The 19125-nt window shown below is 59.4% G+C and carries 14 protein-coding genes and 1 pseudogene; 9 read left to right on the top strand and 6 right to left on the bottom strand.

Annotated elements, in window-relative coordinates:
• The first annotated feature begins 33 nt into the window (after positions 1-33).
• From QUV35_RS12250 to QUV35_RS12215, 8 genes are all read left to right on the top strand, one after another.
• The gene (locus QUV35_RS12250; protein ID WP_300874234.1) at positions 34-930 is read left to right on the top strand and encodes a DUF547 domain-containing protein; all 897 of its coding nucleotides are present in this window, start codon (positions 34-36) and stop codon (positions 928-930) included.
• Between the two features lie 425 nt (positions 931-1355).
• Positions 1356-2618: a site-specific integrase gene (locus QUV35_RS12245; RefSeq protein WP_300874231.1), complete on the top strand. Its 1263-nt coding sequence runs from the start codon at positions 1356-1358 to the stop codon at positions 2616-2618.
• Positions 2615-3043 carry a hypothetical protein gene (locus tag QUV35_RS12240; RefSeq protein ID WP_300874229.1) on the top strand — a complete coding sequence of 143 codons (429 nt, stop codon included), beginning with the start codon at positions 2615-2617 and terminating at the stop codon, positions 3041-3043. The genes QUV35_RS12245 and QUV35_RS12240 overlap by 4 nt, the downstream gene beginning before the upstream one ends.
• A gap of 340 nt (positions 3044-3383) precedes the next feature.
• Complete coding sequence (locus tag QUV35_RS12235) at positions 3384-3602, top strand: hypothetical protein (RefSeq protein WP_300874227.1); 219 nt, start codon at positions 3384-3386, stop codon at positions 3600-3602.
• Positions 3599-4000, top strand: coding sequence for a hypothetical protein (locus QUV35_RS12230; RefSeq protein WP_300874224.1), 402 nt, complete (start codon positions 3599-3601; stop codon positions 3998-4000). Before QUV35_RS12235 ends, QUV35_RS12230 begins: the two co-directional genes overlap by 4 nt.
• A gap of 112 nt (positions 4001-4112) precedes the next feature.
• Positions 4113-4406 (top strand): helix-turn-helix domain-containing protein, encoded by a 294-nt coding sequence (locus QUV35_RS12225; RefSeq protein WP_300874221.1) that lies wholly within the window; start codon positions 4113-4115, stop codon positions 4404-4406.
• Between the two features lie 91 nt (positions 4407-4497).
• A complete protein-coding gene (locus QUV35_RS12220; protein ID WP_300874218.1) occupies positions 4498-6900 on the top strand; it encodes an AAA family ATPase in 2403 nt (800 codons plus the stop codon).
• Positions 6901-8113: 1213 nt separating this feature from the next.
• A complete protein-coding gene (locus tag QUV35_RS12215; protein WP_300874216.1) occupies positions 8114-8302 on the top strand; it encodes a hypothetical protein in 189 nt (62 codons plus the stop codon).
• A 125-nt stretch (positions 8303-8427) separates the two neighbouring features.
• On the opposite strand, the gene QUV35_RS12210 is transcribed toward QUV35_RS12215, so the two are convergent.
• From QUV35_RS12210 to QUV35_RS12190, 6 genes and pseudogenes are all read right to left on the bottom strand, one after another.
• On the bottom strand, positions 8428-11160 hold the full coding sequence (locus QUV35_RS12210; RefSeq protein WP_300874213.1) for a phospholipase D-like domain-containing anti-phage protein: 2733 nt from the start codon (positions 11158-11160) through the stop codon (positions 8428-8430).
• 377 nt (positions 11161-11537) lie between these two features.
• Complete coding sequence (locus QUV35_RS12205; RefSeq protein WP_300874210.1) at positions 11538-14126, bottom strand: anti-phage-associated DUF1156 domain-containing protein; 2589 nt, start codon at positions 14124-14126, stop codon at positions 11538-11540.
• Between the two features lie 36 nt (positions 14127-14162).
• Positions 14163-14381: pseudogene (locus tag QUV35_RS18920) on the bottom strand (DUF1156 domain-containing protein); the annotation flags it as partial.
• Between the two features lie 31 nt (positions 14382-14412).
• Positions 14413-15018 (bottom strand): anti-phage-associated DUF3780 domain-containing protein, encoded by a 606-nt coding sequence (locus QUV35_RS12200; protein WP_300874207.1) that lies wholly within the window; start codon positions 15016-15018, stop codon positions 14413-14415.
• The gene (locus tag QUV35_RS12195) at positions 15015-18131 is read right to left on the bottom strand and encodes a DUF499 domain-containing protein (protein ID WP_300874205.1); all 3117 of its coding nucleotides are present in this window, start codon (positions 18129-18131) and stop codon (positions 15015-15017) included. Before QUV35_RS12195 ends, QUV35_RS12200 begins: the two co-directional genes overlap by 4 nt.
• Before the next feature lie 66 nt (positions 18132-18197).
• Positions 18198-18392, bottom strand: coding sequence for a helix-turn-helix domain-containing protein (locus tag QUV35_RS12190; protein WP_300874203.1), 195 nt, complete (start codon positions 18390-18392; stop codon positions 18198-18200).
• Between the two features lie 251 nt (positions 18393-18643).
• On the opposite strand from QUV35_RS12190, the gene QUV35_RS12185 reads away from it, so the two are divergent.
• Positions 18644-18937: a DUF3293 domain-containing protein gene (locus QUV35_RS12185; RefSeq protein ID WP_366945426.1), complete on the top strand. Its 294-nt coding sequence runs from the start codon at positions 18644-18646 to the stop codon at positions 18935-18937.
• Positions 18938-19125 lie beyond the last annotated feature (188 nt).

Here is a 19125-nt window from a genome sequence, read left to right as displayed (position 1 = left end):
TTCCCTCCCTTTCAACCCGTCAAGGCAAGCCCGATGAAAACCCCTTCAACGCCCACCTCGCGCGCAACCACGGCGCCCGCGACCGTGAGCGCTGTCATGACCCCCCGCCGACGCCAGTTCCTGCTCTTCACTGCCGGGTGCCTGCCGGCCTTGTGGCCCATGGGCCAGAGCCATGCTGCAAGCTTCGATCACACCCACGCCGCCTGGACCGGTCTGCTCAAACGGCATGTCGTGCTGCTTCGTGGCGGGCAGGCCTCGCAGGTTCGCTACGCAGGCTTCGCGCAGGACCGCGGTGCGCTCACGGCCTATCTGTCGTCCCTCTCGGCCATCACCGAAGACGCCTTCTCGACCTTTTCGCCCGCGCAGCGCCAGGCGTTCCTGATCAACGCCTACAACGCGTTCACGGTCGAACTGATCCTCACCAAATACCCGGACCTGACATCGATCAAGGCGTTGGGCAGCCTCCTTTCCAGTCCCTGGAAGCCGACATGGATTGCCCTGTTGGGCCGCAAGGTGTCGCTGGACGACATCGAACACGGCATGCTGCGCAAGCGGGGCGTGTACGACGACCCCAGGGTGCATTTCGCGGTGAACTGTGCGTCCATCGGTTGCCCGATGTTGCGCGAAGAAGCCTTCGAGGCAAGCCGCATCGACGCCCAACTCGAAGAGCAGACGAACCGTTTCATGGCCGACCGCACGCGCAACCGGTTTGATGAAACCCGGGGGCGGCTGCAGCTGTCGCGCATCTTTGACTGGTACGCCGACGACTTCAAGCGAGGCGACCGGGGCATCACCTCCCTGCAGGCGTTTGCCGGCCTGCACGCCGAACGCCTGTCCGATTCCCCTGCGGGCCGGGAGCGGCTTCGCAGCGGGCGTTTCGACATTGCATTCCTCGACTACGACTGGTCCCTGAACAGCGTTCCCCGCTGATGCGCCCAGACCGATCGCTCGATTCTTCTAGGACTCTCTGCCCGCTGAAGACAGCGCGGGACCCGATCACGCGGCAGATGCGATGAGCTGCGGTTGTTTGAAGCAAGAAAAAAGCCCTTGCAATCGCTTGCAAGGGCTTGTTTCACAGCTGTGGGCTGGTGGGCGGTGCAGGGTTCGAACCTGCGACCCCTGCCGTGTGAAAGCGAAATAGGGGCTTTTTTGGCTTGTACAGGGTTGTACTTCGCAGCACTTTTTAGCACTTTGCTGGACTCCTGAATACTTCGATGCACCCAGCAAATTCCTTGCGGGACCCCTGCCCTGTCGAATATCCTTGAACTCAGTCGCACTTCACTGCACTTGTTCTAGCGTGGAGTCCCGGCAGGAGTCCACGGGCTCCCTGCCCTACCGAAGCAAGGGTCCGCATCATGGCCGCAGTCATCACCGCGAAGCTCACGAAAACCTACATCGCCGAACACATCAAACCCACTGGCGAGCGCAAAACCTATCGTGATGCCGAGTGCCGTGGGCTGATCTTACGAGTGGGCGCCACCGGCAAGATGTCCTGGGCCTATGACTATCGCGACGCTGCTGGTAAGAGACAGACCTGGACCATCGGCACCCTGGAGCAATTCGACCCGGGGCGCGCCAGGCTGGCGGTCGACAAGGTACGCGGCAAAGACCCAGCTGGCGAAAAGCGCGAGGTGCGCGTCGAAGACGCGAAGGCCGAGTCGCGCACGGTGCGCAAGTTCGTCGAAGGCAGGTACTGGACTGATTGCCTGATCCGCGCCAAGAGCGGCTCGGACACCAAAAACCGCATCCTTTCCGCTTGGAAACCCATCCTCGACGACGACATGGCCACCCTGGATATCCAAAAGGTCGTGGCTCACCGTTCAGATAGGCTGACTGAGGAGATTGCCCCGCAGACTCTGAACCGTGATCGCACCGCCCTCCTCGCCCTTATGAACAAGGCTGTGGAGTTTCGTGTCATCGACAAGAACCCCCTCGACGACCCTGCGTTCAAACCGTTCGGGCGCGACCTCATCGGCGACGACAAGCGCGTGCGGTGGCTTGGCCAACGGGATGAGCAGGAAGAGATCTTCGATGACCAGGGCAACAAGCTGGGCGAGCGCGCCCGGTTCATGCAGGCCCTCAACCATCCGGACACCCCGGCGTACCTGCGCCGACTGTGCATCCTGGCGCTGAACACCGGTATGCGGCGCGGTGAAATGTTCAAGCTGCGGTGGGAGAACGTCTCAATCCAACGTGCTGAGCTGATCGTCACGGCGGCATCGAGCAAGGGCAACAAGACCCGCCACATCGCGCTCAACGCAACCGCCGTTGGCGTGCTGCAAGAGCTGGCGGCCGAGCGCGACGCAGCCGCACGCGAGGCCAAGGCCGCCGGCGAGCCAGTAAAGCTTGCGCCGTTCGTATTCGTGAACGCCGATACCGACAAGCCCTTCGTCACCTTGAAGAAGTCTTGGGCGGTGCTGATCGAGCGGGCCCAGCTGAACGACCTCACCTTTCACGATCAGCGCCACGACTTTGCCTCGCGCCTGGTGCAGGCCGGCGTGGACCTGTATCAGGTGAGAGATCTCCTCGGCCATTCGAGCATCACTCTCACCGAGCGCTATGCGCATCTGGCACCTCACCAGAAGCGCGCGGCCGTGGCCTTGCTGGACGCAGCATGAAGACCCGGGTCAACAACGCCACCGAGGCGCCCACAGACCCAACGGCGGCCAAGGCCATGCTCCGCAGCAGCTACCTGCAGACCGAAGGCTACGCACCCGCCCTGAACCTCCTGGATGTGCTCATCGCAGCGTATCCAGAGGCACAAAGGCCCGCTGAGGACGGGGAACCAGGCGGTACTGACTGGCAGCTGCTCGCTTGGCAGCTAGCCATGGATTTTGTTCCAGCGTTTCAGGAAGGTGGGGCTCCCGGCCGGCCGGCATCAGGAAAAGACGGGCTGGTGGAAGCTGTTGAGGGTCTCATAGCGAGCGGTAAGGCCAGCAGCATCACCCAGGCCTGCAACATTCTGGAGCGCCGTGCGGCGTTCCCGGAAATCGAGGACGTGCGCCAAGCCTACTACCGAGAACGCCGGAAAAAGAATCCGTGACATAAATCGACAGAAGGTTTCTGTCCCGAAATAGTTGGCTGCAGAGGCCCACGGTGGGCCTTAGGAGCCCTCTCATGAACACAGCCAGCCAGTCCAGCACGCAGCGCAAGCATCGGCCGCCGAGCGTGATCGTGCCTCGAGCACTTCGCGAAAAGGAAGCCGCCCAATACCTTGGGCTGAGTCCCAGCTTTCTCCGAAACACCCGCGTCGCAGACATGCGCGCCCTTCGTGAGAGCAAGCCCGGTAAGGGCCCACGGTGGGTGACGCTCGCCACGGCCGTCCGATACCTCGTCACTGACCTGGATGCTTGGCTCGTGCAGCACCGCGTCGGGGGTGCAGCATGAGCCCGAGCGACATGCGCATGGCTGCCACCGAGGTGCAGGCCATCCTCGAGCTGGCGAAGTTTCGTCTTGCCGCCAAGGAGCCGCTCGAGGCCTACGGTGTGTTCTGCGTCGAGGTTGCCTTGAGCGTGGCCAGTGGGCTGCTAGACCCCGTGGTAGTCCCTGAAGAGGGCGGTGTTAGGCCGCTGCTGGTGCAGGCACCGGGAGCGCTTCAATGAGCGTGCATCGCGTGCCGGGCGCAGTCGAACTTCTGACTCACCTGATCGCGGTGTACCGGGCCGAGGCCGAGGCCGACTGGTGCAACCAGTCGAAGGATTTCCACCGCGCTGTCGCTGCCGATGCCGAGTGGACGCTGGCCAAGCACACGGGCGCACCGCTGGGGAAGCGCACCCCGCACGCAAAGCCAACTTTGAAGAGGGCCATCCATGAGGTGTGCCGCGAGCTGGTGATCTGCTGCCTGGCGGACAGGCGGAAGCGAAATCGCAGGGGTGGGGTTTCCTACCTCGCCGCGAGGAGGAACGCGGCCGAGTTGGTAGGGGTGCCTTACGCCGTTTTCATCAAACTCTACACCGGGGTGATCCCGAAGTGCGTAGTGCTTGAAGGAGGTCGGCCATGACCGGCACCACAGCGTTGACGCCGAGCGATGCGAAGTGCCTGATCACTGCGCGCGCACATATCGCCCTGGTCGACCTAGAGCACCTGGCCGCAGAGGTCACAGGCGGCCGGCGGTGACGCGGCCGGTACGCAATGAGCGCGGGCTGTTTCTGGGGGACCACCACCAGAGGGCCATCCTGACGCAGGCCCAGGTCGACGAGACCTTCGAGCTGCGAGATGCCGGGTGGTCACAGCAGGAGCTGGCTGACAAGTACGGCGTCGCGCGCCGCACGATTCGCGATGCCCTTTCAGGGAGATCCTGGAACAAAGCCGCAGCAGTGGGCACGCAGTGGCAGGCCCGCCAGGCTGATGCACTGATCTACCAGTTCAACGCGTTGTTGCTGGCTTGGAGCACGCCCCCGCCATGAAGAACGAATTCATCCGCCTCATGGCAAAGCAAAGAAGGAAAAGGCCCCAGCCGCCACAGCCGAGGCCCCTCAAACATCAGATCAAAGAACCATGACGATACTTCAAGAGACGGTGCGGTATGCGCCATTAGCTAAAGCTGGATCCACCGCCGCGCCCGGCAGCGGCATCCAGATTTCGAACGAACAGTTCCTGCTCGATGTCTTTGGTGACGAGTACATGCTCGCCCACGTCACGGCGTTCACTGAGTCACCAGATACGCTCGACCCACATAGTCGCAAGCAATCGGCGCGGTGCTGGGCCGGCGGCTGGTACAGCGACAAGGCCCGCGCGCTGGTAGCGCGCAGCAACACCTACTTCACCATCAGCCTGTTCGAGCCTTCCGTCGAGGACGGCATCAAGAAGGCCAGGCGGCGCAAGGCGCTGCACCGGGTTACCTGCTGCATCGTAGTCGACGACGTCGGCACCAAGGTGCCGCGAGACGTGGTGACGCTGCCGCCATCCTGGCGGCTTGAGACTTCACCAGGGAACTGCCAGGTTGGGTACATCATCTCCGGCGGTGGCGAGGCCGACCAGGTGCTTGTCGAGGGCCTGGTGAACGCCATGGTGGCCAAGGGTCTGGCCGTCGAGGGAAAAGATCCAGGCATGAAGGGCGTGACTCGCTACGTGCGCCTGCCAGTGGGCAGCAACCGCAAGTCGGCGTATCTCGAGCGGTTTGGGGCTGATGGTTACCTCTGCCAGATGCTCGAATATGTGCCTGAGCGCAAGTACACCATAGCCCAGATCGCTGAGGCGTTCGGCATCAGTGCGGACGACATCAGCAAGCATACCGACTGCGATGGGGCCAAACCTGCGCGTCACGACGCGGTTGTTGGTGGCGATCCGGTGCTCGACGCCTTCGCTGCCATCGGAGCATACAAACACGCACTGTCTGACGGATGGCACGACGTTACCTGCTGCAAGGTGTACGAGCACACCGACAGCGCCGACAACGGCGCCGCAGTGCGGCTCAACAGCGATGGCAGTTACGGTTACCGCTGCCACCACCGGCATGGCGGCGAGCTGAAGTTCCCCCAGGTGCTTGAGTGGTTCGAGCGTGAGCACCCTGAGCTGGGCCTCTCGGCAGCTGTGCCATCGCGTAGCAGCCCAGCCGGGGCAGCGGAGTTCGAAGACTTGGAGGCGGTGGACAGAGACAAGCGCGACTACATCCTGGGCATGATCGAGATGGCCGAGAGCGAAGGGGTCGCCGCCACTGATCTGATAGAGATGGTCAAGGCGGAATTGCCAGCACTGCACCATGCCCAGGCGATGGTCGATTCGGTGCTAAAGCGCCTTTCTGGCAAGACCGGTGGGACGCCCGAGAAACTGGCCGAAGACTTGGGCGTTGAGGTCAAAACGGATAGGCACCCGGTCGCGCTGGATTGGTCAAGGATGCCGGAGGATCCGCCCGAGATTCCGTTCGTCATACCGGGCTGGATGCCCGACAAGGTGGTGACGATGTTCGCGGCGCATGGCGGCACCGGCAAGAGCTACATGTCCGTGTACATCGCACTGTGCCTGGCTACGGGGCGGCACCCGTTCGACCCTGACCAGAAGATCCCGCGGACCCGGGTTGTGCTCTACAGCGCCGAGGACAACCTTGACGTGATGCACCTGCGCTTCGCGCGGTACATGCGCAAGCTGAAGATTGCCCGTTCTGATCTGGAAGGGTGGCTCCACGTGTTGGACGCAACCGAGAGCGACAACGTGCTGTTTGCTGGGGAGGAAAAGGTCAACGGCCGGACGACGGAGAGGTTCAAGTGGTTGGCGAAGGAGGTCAAACGCATCGACGCCAAGGTGTTGATCTTCGACAACGCATCCGACGCGATCGACGCGAACGAAAACGACCGGGCGAAGGTACGGCAGTTCATGTCGCACCTGAAGCGGTTGGCGTCGGCGGTACTGCTGCTGTCCCACGTCGACGCCGCCAGCAGCATGGCCGAGGTTGGCGAGGCCAAGGGGTATTCAGGCAGCACCGGGTGGCACAACAGTGCCCGCTCTCGCTGGTTCATGGCTAGGGTCAAGGACAGCGACGAGATCGTGCTCACGCTGCCGAAGGTGAACTACGCCAAGGCCGGCGCCGAGGCGGTTATCAAGTGGAACGACGGGCTCAAGCTGTTCGATGTCGTCACGGTTCGCCAAGGGCGTGCCCGAGCCGAGGATCACCGCGACATGCTGCTAAACCTTTTGGACCAGGCCATCAAACAAGGGCGCCGGGTCAGTCCAAAACAAAACTCTAGCAACAGCGTCTTCAACACGCTGAAATCGATGGAGGGTATGCCGGCGGGTTTGAAGTCGGCCGACGTCATGAAGGAGGTCAACCGGTGGCTCGGTGAAGGGTTCGTAAAAGTGGACACTTATCTGATGAGCAACCGCAACGCGGGTGAGTGCCTGGCTTTGACCGAAAAGGGGCATGAGACCGCCGCTGGTGTTTTCACGCCGGAGGGTGAGCTGTGAAAACCACGTGCAGCCAAGCCGGGTGCACAGCTGCACGCACTCGGTCCCTTGTACCCTACACACACAGTGCGTGCAGGCAAACGCACTCTGCGAACGTGGTTGCACACGGTGCAGAAGATCAGACCGCGTGCACCGCGTGCAGGTTGTGCTGGGGGATTTTCGGTGCGGGGGCACACGGTGTCGGTGTTTCACGCAAGACAGCCCATAGCGCCTTGAACGAGCAGGAAATCTGCAGCTCACCCCGCCGGCTAAGCGCTCCTGCGTGGAAGGGTCCAGCAACATGCTGATACCGCGGCACACGAACCGTTTTGGGCAGCCGGTGGGCGAGGCCAATCACTTCCATCGGTTCACCGACGTAGAGGTCGCTCGCGCCCGCGAGCTAAGAGCTGCCGGTACCACCTCGCGCGCCATCGCGGCGCTCATCGGCTGCCGCCACTCCACGGCGTTTCGCTGGATCACCCAGCGCGCTATATTGCCGGCGGTCTCGCTGCGCGTCGTTCGCGCAAAAGCACTGGCTATGCCTCGCCACGGCAGAGGTCCAGCAAACTTCGCTTGGGTAAATACACCCTCCTCCACATGTGGACTCCCACCGGGACTCCATGACCACCACTACTCGTCCGCCAAGTGCACTACTGAAGTCACGCACCTTGAATGCGCACCAGCTCTCACGCGCGCCAGCCCATACGACCTCAATCTATTCAACCAGGCCGCCTACGGTCTCGCCGGCTACCGGTTCAACTTGATTCCGAAATGAGAAGCGAAAACCGGGGAGGGTTGCGTGCGGGAGCTGGCCGACCAGGAAACGCCTGCCATGTGGAAGATGCGAGGCGCTTGGATATTCGCCAGATGCAGAAAGCCGGTCTATTTCGGACTCCGTGGCAAGGCATGTGGTGGTGGAAGAACCCTGAGACGCTTGCGACGACATCGACCATCTCGGTCAGGACATTACAAAACAACATGGAGATTTCCTACGCGGTTGGTGGCCTACTCGTGCACGAGACCATCGATCTGAGCCATGCCGCATGTGGATTCGGGGGAACTCGGGTGATGATGCTGTGCCCTGGATGTCGGCAGCGCTGCTCCGTGATGTTCTTCGGCAACAGAACTTTTCGCTGCAGGCACTGCCACCGGCTGTCCTACGAGTCGCAAAGCGAGTCTCGGCTGGGGCGCCTAGCGATCAAGCGACAGAAGATCCTCCGACATTTAGGTCCTCATGGCAGCCGAAGAAAAGGCATGCACCTCGACACCTACCGCCAACAGTTTGAAAAACTACAGGAGGTTGAAATGGCGATCGACGATGAAATTTGCCGACTCTTGCGATGGCCGCCAACTCTTCGAATTGGAGCTTAGCCATCAGTTCTTTGGGCTGGAAGTTTCGATTGACGACAAACTTGCCGCCTGATTCGGCTATATCCCCGATCTTTCAGAGCAATCTTTCTGACATCCCCCTGAATTCCGGACTTTCAAAACTAGAGGTACGGTTGCCTTCCGGCATGCTCGCAATGGCGCAGGGAGGAGCAAATGTGTTCATCGCCACGGAGCTCCCATCACCTGCAGGATGTCGCGCCGCGACAGCACCCGGGTGCACTCGTCCCATCGGTTTTGTTCGCTGCTCACGGTCGATCCCCAGGTCTCCTCGAAAATATTAGAAACCTGACCTCGTAGATGTAGATGAGTCTGCGCCAGGTCCTCGAACTCCTGGATGTCTTCGATCCAGTCGTCGTCGATGCAATCCGGCAGCCCACCGAAGATGTCAAAGCGGTCCTTCATCCGTGACGAAATCGTGTTGTAGACGTCCTCATCTCGTGTGGCGTGATAGGTCAGGTTGAGCATGTCCACGGTATCGCGGGCTTGGCCAAATCGCTTGATGCGGCCCAGGCGTTGTTCAAGCCGCGATGGGTTCCACGGCAGATCGATGTTGATGAGCGTACCCAGAGTCTGCAAATTGAGGCCCTCGCAAGCTGCGTCGGTGGCTACCACCAGTTGGACTTCCCGGGTCTTGACCAACTTCTTGATCTGGTCGCGGTCGACGCCGATGAACTCACCGTCACGGAAGAGGCCGCTCTTGCCGGCGCCGGCATACACGGCGACTACCTTGTCGGGGAAGTCCTTGGCGAGTTCAGTGGCTACCCAGTGCGCGGTGTCGTAATACTGCGAAAAAATGATGCAGCCGAGCTCGCTCCAAGTCTGTCCACCGCTTCGATGCTGGCTCAGGAACCAACGGACGGCGTTGAGCTTCGGGTCGATCGCCTCCGCACGTGTCAACTCGTCGCGAATCGCCTCGAGATATCCGACCTCTTCATCGGTCAGCGTTTGCAGGGCGCCGAGCTCGACCATCTCCAGTTGCGGGTTGTCGCCGCTGGTGTCGACCCGCCGCGCCAGCATGCGTTCGACCGTCAGGCGCCCCGACTGAAACGACGAACAGATTCGCTGTAGGAACACCGACCGCAGCAGCTTCGCGCCCTTCGTGCGCTGGCTGAGGATGGCAATGAACGCCTCCGCAGCTTCATAGGCCAACTCAAAAGGATGGTTGGTCATGAGGCCGCGGCCCAGGAAAGTTACGCCGGGATAGGTTCCAGGCGGTGCCTCCGGGTCAGGATGGACATCGACAGCGATCTTCTCCAGCAACCCAGCGTCCTCGAGTGTCTTCCGTCGCCTAAGAACGACATGGCGCACGAATGGATTGTTTCGCTGGAAGAAGTTTGTCTTGACCAACGCCTGCAGGTCCGAACGCGTGAAAGGGCTCAGGCTTGTCGAAGCGTCAGAGACGTGAAACTGGCCGTCGGGCAGGTTTAGGTCGTTTCGGATCGCCAGGACCAGAGGTCTGCAGATCACATCCATCATCGGTGTGGTCTTCGCGGGTAGCGGCGAACGCAGCAGGTCCCAGGCTGTTGCCTCATCGGGCACGAATTCGCGGCCGGTGATGATCGGGTGCGTCCTCTGCCAGAACCGCCAGATCGACGCTTGGTCCCGGCCCATTACGAAGTCGGCGTTCTGGTTCAGGATCATCAGCAGATCCCACAGCTCGCGTACCGCCGTCTGGATCGGTGTAGCTGTGCCGAGAAGCACGTGACGGGCGTTGTGAGCCATGTCCATCATGAAGGCCAACAGGTTATTGGGCTCCGGGTCGTCAACGCCAAGTTGCCCGCGGCGCCGAGCCTTATGGCTCTCATCCAGGATCAGCGTGCCCACCCGTACACGCTTCAACACGTTGGCTTCGGTGGATTGGTGAACAATCAATCCGGTGGACACGATCGCGACCTGAAAAGGGCAGCGCGCGATGTCCTCCGCACCACGCGTCATGATCGTGCGCCCCTCGGCGTCCAGCCAGCACTTCTGGTTGCTCACCCAGACCCCGCTTGGAATTCCCAGACGGTCCTTCATCTCGGCCTGCCACTGCAAGGTCAGAGTTGCCGGGCACAGAATCAGCACCGGGCCATCGCCCAGCAGTGAACTGACTAAAGCCGCCGTAGCCATGGATAGCGTCTTACCAAGCCCTACCTCATCCGCTATCAGGAGCCTGGCCTTGCCGTAAATTTCTCGGTGCTGCAGAAAGGTGGCGACGAACGACCTCTGCCAGGGCTGCAGTTGCTCGCCGCCACGGTAGATGGGGGACTCCACCATCGTCGCCGCGGGCAGGTCTTTGGCCGGCAGGTCTTTGAAGGTGACCTCCACTCGCTCGGCGATGCGTTTGACCTCAGTGAGGATGGCATCGGGCAGGTCATGCCCCTCGGCCCACAGCGCATCGAATTCCTCGTCGACCCAACGGCAACCCTCCTCTGAGGGGTCCTCCCACAAAATCTCATAGTTCTCCGCGAACGCGGCGCGGCTTTCGTTGATGCTGCCCAGGAAGCTGGTGCGCCGCCCATCTGCCAGCGTAATCACGCCAGCCTTGCCATGCAGAAAGACCCGGTTCTTCGGCACCACCTTGATCTGCACGCGGCCGCTGCTAAGCAAGTTGTACAGGCGCCGGTAGCGTTCTCGATGGAAAAAAGCCTCGGTCTCAATCGGCTCCTGATTCCAACGTTCCTTCAGCGCGACTTCGCGCGCTGCCTTGGACACCATGACGTCATGCGGATCCAGCTCGCTGTTGCAAACGATACGGACGTCCTCGATCTCCTCGATCTGTTCGCCGACCAGTTCCAGGATGGAGGAGCGAAAGTACCCCGCGATCCGCTTGTAGGACCGTGCACCTTTGAGTCGATCGGCAAGGAACACATGGTCCAGGCGCTGACGCAGGGAAGAAAAACGTTGGATCACGGCTTGGGCTCCTTCGCCACCGAGCCTGCACGCTCGACGAAGCAGAGAGCTCCGTCACTCGACCGAGCGAATGGACACCACCCAAGTCGCCTGTTCAATGCGTCTTTTGCTCGTTCAAACACTCGGGCGGGATAGTAGTTGTTGGCCCCGTAGCCAGTGATAGTGACCCGAGGAATGTCGCAAGTCCGAAGAATCGCGGCCATCCTGCGATTCAGAGTAATCCGAGGCTCGTGCCCTCGACCCGATAGATTGAAGCCGCGCTTACGCCGCTCAATACCACATGCTTTCTCGACTTCCTCGCGGATTGCCGAGTAGAGCTGCTGCTGATCTGTGAGGTCACCGAGCTGAGCCATTGGAGCGAACAACGTCGTGAAGATTCAAACGCGCTCGCGCCGGACCAGATCGCGCAACACCATGGCGTTCGAGCTTTCGTCCGGCCGTGTCTTCGCGGTCTTCTTGCTCACGTAGTCCGCAAGAGCAGTAATACGCTCCCGCTCGCGGAAGTAGTCAGGCACCAAGTCACGGAGCTGGTGCAAGACGTCCTCGGGTTTTATCTTGTCTTCCTGCAGCAGGTGCACGGCGTACAGCACGCTTCGCAGCAAGGTTGGGCCGAACTCTTCGGCCGCCGTCATGCCCCGTTTGCCGAGCTGCGAGGCGCTTTTCAGATTGGCATGGTTTGCCTTGACCTCATCCATCACCACGCCGTAGTCCTGCACCTTGAACGCCTTGGCGAAGTTCTGATAATTCGACAGGACGTGAATGTCTTTGGACTCCATATCAAGCATCTTCAAATAAAAGCGTTCGATGCCAGCACTCTTTTCCCAAACCGCACGGTCCACTCCGTCAGGCACCAAGTATTCGTTAGCGATATTGACAGCAAACGCTATCAGCTCGTCAATCATGGTCGTCTGGCCCTTCACACGCGGCCTCATGGCTTCATGTGGCATCGACACACCGTCAATGGTGCAGTACCGGGTAAGCACCCTCAGTGCTGCCGCGTAACCGGCCATCTGCAGATCAGCGTCCTCGAATAGGTTTTCATCGCGGTACAAATCCTTGACGTCCTTGTTCAGTCCCGTTAGCAAGTCAACCTGATTCTTAACCTCTTCGGCCAACTCATAGGCCAACTCGTCGCGCGCCGTATCAATGGTTTCTAGGCGCTTACGCAAGACAAGCAAAATTGTTCCCTTGACGTACTGCCCGTCCCGCAGAGCGCTATCTGTTTCGGTTACTACATACCACGCTGCCGTAACTCGCAGCCCGCTAGCCCAGACAATATTTGCCATGTCCGTCCAAATTGAGCCGGATTGATGGGTAAACATCACAATTTGTAGGCCATTCTCTGGCATACGCTCGGCCATCCGCTTGTAAGCGGCGACCATCCCCAATTTGAAATCATGATCCTCTCCCTTGACCGCTATGGCGCGGCGGGAGTCCCAAATCCAATCTTTAAATTCAGGGATATTCCTCTTTCGTACCCATGCTATGAAGAAATCGAGGAGTTCTTCATATTTGACGGCATCCCCGTAGGGCGGGTCAGTTATGAAAAGGTCTGCACTGCTCGTAAATTCAATTGCCGGACCATTCACTATGTCGTAATCTCCGGCGATTGGAGCATGTGATCCGAGCGATGAAATGAAAGGAGTCAGATATGCGAGTCCACGACTGCCGTAATCGTAAAGTGGGTTCAAGGCTTGATTCATGAAGACCTTCTGAACACTACCGCCACCACCATGAGATCTGTGCCAGACACTGAGCCGAGAATTAACGTCAAGGCCGCGTATCGTCATCCCCAGACTCTCCGCCGTTTGACAACAGGAGAGTAGCGTGGCATTCAAAAGTATTTGTCTTGGATTGAACGCATGTTGCCAGCGTGTCCATCCACGCTCGACGACGAGACTCCGACCTTGATACCGCGGGGGAGCGCCTGGCTCGATTTTAAGGTCTGGCACATATCCAAGTCTCTGCCACTCACCTAAATTGACTCTTACATGCTCAGTGACGAGTTCTTCCCGCGCTAAATCCTCTTCTGTAACATCTCTGAATTCACTTTTCGGTCTGCTCGCTGCAGATTCCTCTATCCATTGGATTGCATACAACCTCTCGCCGAAGATATCCTCTTCTCGAAAAAGTAAATCGGAGTTTTCCCACTGCCTCAGGCGGTTCCTCGGACGTTCGACGCCATCCTCGTTGCTGGCATTGTCTCCACGGATACCTGAAATAGAGTTCCTGTGAAGAACGCCGTTGACGGTATGGGTCAGGTAAGCCTCGCCGTAACGACTGTTGCGCGTTATCGTGCCCGTCTCCGCGGTCTTGAGTTCGAGGTCCGAGGCATTGTGGCCGAGTCTAATTTTGTAGCGCTTATTTGTTGGATCTGGCACAAGCTTGGCCACAACCCTGTACCCGACACTGACGACTAGAGATTGAAGAACAGGAACCCTCCACCCAGAAGTTGGACAAAGAACTTCAAGGCAATAGAGGTAGACTTTTCCCCTCCATCCCTTACCATCCGTCTCTACACCTAACGCATCAATCTTCGACTTTGCCTCAGCAATTACTCTTGCCTGTTCATTTGCGATTTCAGCACGTCGACTGTCACTAGCACCTGCGATCTTAAAGGCGCTCCAAGTCAACAGGCAGGCAATTGGATTTAGGTCCGAGGCGTAAACATCGCAACCTAATCGGGCAGCCTCAAATGGTATCTGACCCGAACCCGAGAATGTATCGGCAACCCTCGGCCGATGTCCAAAGCGCATGATTCCGAGCTGTTCAACCAACTGCACATAGTTGTTTGCACATGTACCAAGATGAGAATTTACCCTTTCCCAAATATGGGTATGAATAGTTTCGAAAATTTCTTCGGCTCGCTTCCCTTTACTGGCGAGGGCTTTATAGGAAAGTGATGGCAGCTGCTCTGCATCATCAAGTTGAAGCCGCTTACGCATGGACTCATCGTCCATTCCCATTAGAAGCTCAAATACTTCAAGATCCTTCTTTGTGTTTTCAGATGCGGGTAGGAGTGCACCCAGAATGCATGCTCGGTTTAGTACAAGCGGCTTTCTACCCTTCCAATATGAGCCTAACGACGTAAGAGTTTGGCCCGAGCCGGCCATTCGCTCCTTGTAGACATCAATTGATAGTCTTTGGACGGGAAGGACCTTTTCGATAAGAGAGGGTGCATTCTTTAGACTGAACTCAACTATTTCCGATCTCGCTGTCATTATTCTTTTTTCCATAAACTAGGTTCCGTTGTCATCCGAACAGGCTGAAGGTCTTGTCGTCATCCAAGAGGGCTTGCCGGCCTTTGCGTGGCTCGCCGGCCTCAATATCAGAAAGCGCATAAAACAGGGCTTTGCGCCATCCACGTTTCCCATCTTCCGCAAGACCACCTTGAGCCGCAGTCATGGCGTAAAGCCACCATCGCTCCTCTGGGCGCAGCGCGGTCCACTTGATGCAAATGGCATCAAGCTGCTCCTCGCTGGCATGCTCCGCAGCCCATATGAGCACGCAAAGCTCTTTGCCCAGCATGCGATCCAGGAAGTTGGCTTGCGGCTTCCATGTACTGGGTGGGACCTTGCTGCTACGAAGTCGGGCGTTGAAATCCTTGCGGGCGGCATCCGCAAGCTTTCCCCACTTGGCGCGGGGCAGGATGGCCCGGATTTCGAATTCGGGTGTGCCCTCCTGCCCGGCGAGGTAACCATATGCCTCGGTCAAGACCACATCGCCCGACCGGCCGGCCGGGATATTGACAGTGAACACATGGGCGCCGTACTCGGCACTGGCACCAAAGCCAACAAAACCCGCCGGCCCGGGACTAGCAGTCGAGGGTGGGTTTCCAGACGGAGAGTGACGCGTCATGGCGCCTCCGCCCACTCACCGGCATAGGCCAGGTCCAGCGACTTGGTAAAGTCGATTAAATCTTGCCCAGTTGGGAACCGGGCTCTGAATTGCATGGTTACGGGAGTGGACGGCGAAAAGCCTGCCGAGAGGGTCTCCAGCGCCTGCTGGATTCGCTCGGCCTTGCTGCTCTTGCCCTGCAGTCCGAATTGGCCGAACGCGGTACCTTCCTGGATGCGCAGCACGACGTCGGTGAACTCGATGTTCCTTTCAACCGCCTTGGCCAGCGCGGCGAATACCTGCTCACGCGATGTGACTTGCGCGTTGCGCTGCGTCGGATAGGACACTGGCTTGTTGAGGGGTGGTTCGATCGGCTTCGTCTCGCCGCCACCACCGCCGCCACCCAAGGCTGGAATCCTGAACTCCGCCCTGCCTTCGAGCCCGCTGGCCTCGCTGTAAACAAGCAGCAGTGCGGCATCGCCTCCGACGGAGAAGGGTCCTGCATAGCTTGTTCCGTTTCGCGGCTCTGCACCGTTCAAGGTGTAACGCACCACATCCGCGTGAGGTAGCACCGTGAGGGATACTGAGCGTTGTCCATTGCTCCCCGGTTTAATCTCCCACTGAACGAGAAGTTTGTTCTGCCAGACGTGCGGTGCGCCCTTCTCGGTGCGACTGGAATGGTCGACGGCCAGAAACGCGACTCGGAGCGCCTTGGTGCTGAGCTTATCGTCGCTCAGCTTTGGGCAAGCCTCAGACACCTCGCCGTCCTCGGCGTAATAGACGCTCGTGGTCTCTGGGCTGGCGTTGATGACGCCGATCTGCAGCACAGTGGACCCATCGTCCTGCATCTTGCCGACCGGCGTGACCTGCACTCCGGCTTGCTTGGGCTTGGGCTTCTTGGTGACGTAGCCGTTGCCCAGGTCCTCCCAAAGACCCTCGTTGATGGCGCGGATCTTGATCTTTTCCAAGTCGCCCTGCGGCAGGAAGTACATCGAACAGTCGGTCTGCGCCTTGTCCTTGATGTCGGCCCAGGCGACATCGTCTTGCGGGCCGAATAGGCGCTCAACGCGCGACCTGACGCCTGCAAACTTGGTCGTGTCCTGCCAGTCCAGGTACAGCTTGATCGGGTCCTTGATCAGCGTCGCCTCGATGCGCGCCTCCCCGTCATTGGTGTCGCCACTTTGCTCCAGGTTGCGGGGTTGCAGCTTCGGGGCGGTACTCGGCGTCTGGAAGGGGAACAAGAGCTTGTCGAACAGCGTCTTCACGACGCCTGTGAACGTCAGTTCAAACTGCTTGCGGAGGTCTTCGAACTCTTCCCACTGCGGGCCGCCACGTTCGATGCGCCGCTGGGCCTCGGCCTGGTTGGCGGAATAGACCATCCGGGCCGCGTCCCAAAGCTTGTCCATCTCGAACGAGCGTTCGCCACACAGGATGAGCAGGTTGTTCTTGCGCGTCAGGCCGTCGAAAAGCTTGACCACCTCTTCGGGCGGCAGTGCAGAGTCCGGCGGCACGATCGCCAGCACGCGTCCAGCCTGCACATCCGCCTGTATTTCGTCGATCATTGGCAGCGCAAGGACCTTGCTGTAGGCCGACTTGCGCTTGGGCTCGAACATCTGTTTAAGCCGTGTCGACACCAACTCCTTGACCTTGGGCTCCGGCGCCCGTTCGGCCATTCCGACCAACATCTTGGTCAGGTTCTCCATCTTGTCGAAGTAGATGCGACCCTCAGTCGTTCGGTGCATGTACCAGGCCGACTTCTGCAATGAATCAAGCGCTGCTTCGAAGAAGCTGAGGTCGGCAATAGGGGAAGCCAGGCACTCCAGCGTTTCGGAGCGGGTCAGCCCCTTCACCGGATTGACGGCGGTGGACATGCTGGAGATAAGAAGCAGGTTCGCAGCCTGCGTGGCGCAATCGCTGCCGGCATTGGCGTCGATGACCTGGGCGTGGGCGCCACCCTCCTTGGAGTAGATGTCCCGGGCGACCGCGTCCTCGAGCCGGGATATCGAAATGACTTTTTCGCGAACCTCGTCAATGCTAAGGTCGAAGTGTTGCGGTCCTATCAAAAGGACATCATCGGACTTGCGTGACCAAACCGAGTTGAGCAAGCGCGAGGCAAGCTCCATCAAGCCGCGGGTCTGCTGGTATTCCTTGTTCTCCTTAAACAGGGCGAACAGATTCTTCATCTGTGGGTGGAATGGATAGGTCTGCTCCACCTCCATCGCCAACTGCTCGGGCGTCTTCTGCTGGTCAATCGTGCGCGACTTCTGAGCCTGCTCGATGGACTTGGCATACATCTGGGCCAGATGACCGATCTTGTTCGCGTCTGGCAGCGTAGCGAAGAGCCGCTTCTTCAAGATGGCGTAGGTCTCATCACCCGCAAGGTCAACAGGTGTGATGTTGAACTCGACACGGCTCAGTTCCTTGCGCGCATTCTCCAAAGCGGCATTGATGATCTGCGTGCCTTCCGCGTGAGAGGCTTCGAGGTCGGACACGACGACGCATATATTATTGCGCGCCATGGCTGCCGTTAGCATGTTCGCGAACGCACGCCCGGCCACGTCGGCCACAGTGCCCCCACCAATCGGCTGCGTCTTGTAGTACGCGAAGTAGGTGGGCATTTCGTCCAACAAGATCAACGCAGGTGCATCGATCTTGTTGAACAGGGCCGTCCAATGGTTTTCACCTGGTGCCTTGACACCGGGCTCGAAAAATCCGTCGTGGCCCAACTGCGCTGCGATGCGCCCCCAGAAGTAGTCGTCTGGCTGCTCGCGGCCATTGAAGAAGGTGACCCTCGCGGCGCCGAACTGGTACCGGCTGGCCGCTTCGCTAAAGAATTCAGAGCGAAGGAGTTCATGGCGAGCTAGGAATGCCATGGTTTTGATCAGGTGGGTCTTACCGCCACCCATGGCCTGCTTCAGGCGAAAAACGGGCTTACCGCCCAGGCCACCTGACAGCCGCTTAAAGCCCTCCTGGACCAGTTCGACCATGCCTTTGGTCAGGTAAGAGTGCTTGAGAAACAGGCGCCCATCGTCGATGCTCTGGGTCTCCTGGTCGACCCGCTCTATGCCGTCGCTAATGCGGATGTTGAGCGCGCCTTCGTTCAGCGTGCAAGCTTGTCTAACCGTCAATAGCATCTATAGCTCCCTCAATTCGATTTCGATCTTGTACCTCGTGCCGCCAGCGGCGACACCGAGAACGCACTACGCACCGCCACCCTTGACTTCATCACCATCTGGTCCGGTGCTCTTATGCGCATCTATCCATCCCTGAATGTCCGCGCGCTGGAAGCGCCAGGCACCGGCTACCTTGAAGCCCGCCAGTTCACCTTTCTGGGTGAACCGGTAGATAGCCTTGTCGTCGACGTTCAGAAAGGCTGCGACATCCTTGACCGTCATTGCTGGTTCTAGTGGGTTTTACATAGGCGATCCACGAGCATACAAGAGCGCAGGGTGGAACAGTCCAAACACGGTGTGTTGAGGTTTGCGAGGGCCAACGGGATCGGATAGGCTGCCGGCTGAACTGGAACTGGGCCAACGCCCAAGCCAACCTCCCCGTCCCGGGCAAAGTGGAACGCGAAAGCGGATGCGGCTCCCTCGTGAGCAACCAAGCGGGAGCAGCGCCGGCCCGTCCATGATGGAGAGTTTTTTTGTTCGAATCGATCATCAGCGCTGAAACGGCGCAGGCCTACAGGGAAACTGAATACCGGGTCCTTGGCGATGCTCCATTCGTCATGCTCGTCGATGAACGCTCCTCTGCATTAGCGGTAGCCCACAAGCGTCACCACGTTGACTGCAGCGCCTACGTCACTGGGTGCAATCCGCTCAGCCAATCCCTTGATGGCGCGGCAAACGCAGAGCGGCATGCCGCACTTGGACGTGAACTAAGCGCGCGCAGCCTTGCTTTCGTCGAGGGGGTTGGTCAGCATCTTTCGAACCAGTGACCTGGCGAGAGCAGCTTCCTCGCCCTTGGGTTGACCCTCGAGGCGGCCATGACCTTGGGATCGCGATGGGAGCAGAACGCTGTCGTCTGGACCGGCGGCGATGCGGTGCCGCACTTGATTCCGTTGCGATGAGTGTTGACGCCGACCAATGGGATGGACGCCCCCACCCGTAACGGCATCGATGTGCC

The sequence above is a fragment of the Hydrogenophaga sp. genome, assembly GCF_030373225.1.
In the GTDB taxonomy this organism is placed as follows: Bacteria; Pseudomonadota; Gammaproteobacteria; order Burkholderiales; family Burkholderiaceae_C; genus Hydrogenophaga.
Note: the sequence above shows the minus strand (reverse complement) of the source record. Positions and strands in the feature narration are given on the sequence as shown.

Bases quoted from the DNA above. Each gene is read 5' to 3' on its own strand.
- QUV35_RS12240 (WP_300874229.1), top strand. From the start codon at position 2,615: ATGAAGACCCGGGTCAACAACGCCACCGAGGCGCCCACAGACCCAACG.
- QUV35_RS12220 (WP_300874218.1), top strand. From the start codon at position 4,498: ATGACGATACTTCAAGAGACGGTGCGGTATGCGCCATTAGCTAAAGCT.
- QUV35_RS12250 (WP_300874234.1), top strand. From the start codon at position 34: ATGAAAACCCCTTCAACGCCCACCTCGCGCGCAACCACGGCGCCCGCG.
- QUV35_RS12215 (WP_300874216.1), top strand. From the start codon at position 8,114: ATGGCAGCCGAAGAAAAGGCATGCACCTCGACACCTACCGCCAACAGT.
- QUV35_RS12205 (WP_300874210.1), bottom strand. From the start codon at position 14,126: ATGGGAATGGACGATGAGTCCATGCGTAAGCGGCTTCAACTTGATGAT.
- QUV35_RS12245 (WP_300874231.1), top strand. From the start codon at position 1,356: ATGGCCGCAGTCATCACCGCGAAGCTCACGAAAACCTACATCGCCGAA.
- QUV35_RS12200 (WP_300874207.1), bottom strand. From the start codon at position 15,018: ATGACGCGTCACTCTCCGTCTGGAAACCCACCCTCGACTGCTAGTCCC.
- QUV35_RS12190 (WP_300874203.1), bottom strand. From the start codon at position 18,392: ATGACGGTCAAGGATGTCGCAGCCTTTCTGAACGTCGACGACAAGGCT.
- QUV35_RS12230 (WP_300874224.1), top strand. From the start codon at position 3,599: ATGAGCGTGCATCGCGTGCCGGGCGCAGTCGAACTTCTGACTCACCTG.
- QUV35_RS12195 (WP_300874205.1), bottom strand. From the start codon at position 18,131: ATGCTATTGACGGTTAGACAAGCTTGCACGCTGAACGAAGGCGCGCTC.
- QUV35_RS12235 (WP_300874227.1), top strand. From the start codon at position 3,384: ATGAGCCCGAGCGACATGCGCATGGCTGCCACCGAGGTGCAGGCCATC.